General features: G+C 62.2%; 3 protein-coding genes. All 3 read right to left on the reverse strand.

All coding sequences use genetic code 11. The features are described 5' to 3' along the window. Positions 1-120: cell division topological specificity factor MinE (locus Q7V20_RS02505; protein ID WP_304786840.1), on the reverse strand; the 120-nt coding region annotated here is incomplete at its 3' end. A gap of 5 nt (positions 121-125) precedes the next feature. Continuing rightward, on the reverse strand, positions 126-941 hold the full coding sequence (minD, locus tag Q7V20_RS02510) for a septum site-determining protein MinD (protein ID WP_304786836.1): 816 nt from the start codon (positions 939-941) through the stop codon (positions 126-128). Between the two features lie 20 nt (positions 942-961). After that, a complete protein-coding gene (gene minC / locus Q7V20_RS02515; RefSeq protein WP_304786838.1) occupies positions 962-1,732 on the reverse strand; it encodes a septum site-determining protein MinC in 771 nt (256 codons plus the stop codon). Positions 1,733-1,813 lie beyond the last annotated feature (81 nt).

Consider the following 1,813-nt stretch of genomic DNA (forward strand, 5'->3'; position numbering starts at 1 on the left):
CAGGTAATCCGGGTTGCCGTGCCGACCATTGCGCTCGTGCGCCAGGATGATCTGCAGGCGTTCCTTGGCCACCGAAGCGGTCTTTTTCTTTTCACCGAGGAAGAAGGACAGGAAGGACATGCTGCTTACCTCCCCCCGAACCTGCGCTTGAAGAAGCCGGGCTTGACGGCCTCAATGAAGCGCATGGGTTTGTCTTCGCCCAGGAAGCGGGCGATCACGTCCTTGTAGGCCTCGGACACGTCCGACTCGTCCAGGTGGATCGCGGGCAAGCCCTGGTTCGAGGCGGTCAGCACCGATTCCGATTCGGGGATCACGCCGATCAACGGGATGCGCAGGATCTCCTGGATGTCTTGCAACGACAGCATCTGGCCCTCTTCAACCCGCGCGGGGTTGTAGCGGGTGATCAGCAGATGCTCCTTGATGGGCGTTTGCCCTTCGATGGCGCGCTTGGTCTTGGAAGCCAGCATGCCCAGGATGCGGTCAGAGTCGCGCACCGACGAGACTTCGGGGTTGGTCACCACCAAGGCTTCGTCGGCGAAGTGCATGGCCAGCAGGGCGCCAGTCTCAATGCCTGCGGGCGAGTCGCAGATGATGTATTCGAAGTCCATCGCGGCCAGGTCGGCCAGGATCTTTTCGATGCCTTCCTTGGACAGCGCGTCCTTGTCGCGCGTTTGCGAGGCGGGCAGCACGAACAGGTTGTCGCACTGCTTGTCCTTGATCAGCGCCTGGTTCAGGTTGGCTTCGCCATTGATGACGTTGATCAGGTCATAGACCACGCGCCGCTCGCAACCCATGATGAGGTCGAGGTTGCGCAAACCGACGTCGAAGTCGATCACCACGGTCTTGTGGCCACGAAGGGCGAGACCTGACGAAAAGCTGGCGCTGGTGGTGGTTTTGCCCACCCCTCCCTTGCCGGAGGTCACCACGATGATTTTGGCCATCGGTATCGAGTCCTTCTAAGTTAATTGAGTTTGATGGCTTCCATCACCAGCTTTTCGCCCTCAAGGCGAACCTGGGCGGGTTTGCCCAGGACATCGGGTGACAGCGCCGTTTCAGACGTGCGGTAAATGCCTGCGATGGACAGCAGTTCTGCTTCCAGGCAGGTGGTGAAAATGCGGGCGTCGAGGTTGCCACGCGCGCCAGCGATGGCTTTGCCGCGCAGCGGTGCATACACGTGGATGTGGCCATCGGCGATGACTTCGGCGCCGTTGTTGACCGCCGCCAGCACCACCAGGTCGCCGCCCTTGGCATACACCTGCTGGCCGGAGCGCAGGGGCTTGTGGATCACCATGGTGGGCACCGAGGGGCCGGGCACCTGCACCGGCACTTCGCGGATCACCTCGACCTCGCGGATGACTTCCTGCACCACGGTCTCGACGCGCACCGGCACTTTGGCCGAGGGGCCATCGGGGGCCTCGAACAGACCCACGGCTTGCGCGGCCGCCATTTGCGCGGGGCTGCCGCCCTTGACGGCCACCGGCACCATGCTGTGTTCGCGCAGCAGGGCGATCAGGTGGTTGAAAGGGATGGCCTTGTCGTCATCCTGAACAGGCGTCAGGTCGATGACCACCGGGTCCTGGTTGAAAAAATCGGCGGACGCACCAAAGCGCTCGTCCAGCTCGCTGGCCAACGCCGCCAGGTCGGTGGTTTTCAGCACCACGGCGACCAGGGTCAGCGTGGCGCTTTTCAGATCGACGATGAGCGGGGTGTTCCCTTTGGAGACAACAGCCATGGGGCAGCGAGACCTCGAAAGGGATACAGTTTACCGGTTCGTTCGCTCCCGGCCCTGAATCCGCATGCTTGAAGTTCGAGG

It is taken from the genome of Aquabacterium sp. (genome assembly GCF_030652515.1).
GTDB lineage: Bacteria > Pseudomonadota > Gammaproteobacteria > Burkholderiales > Burkholderiaceae_C > Aquabacterium.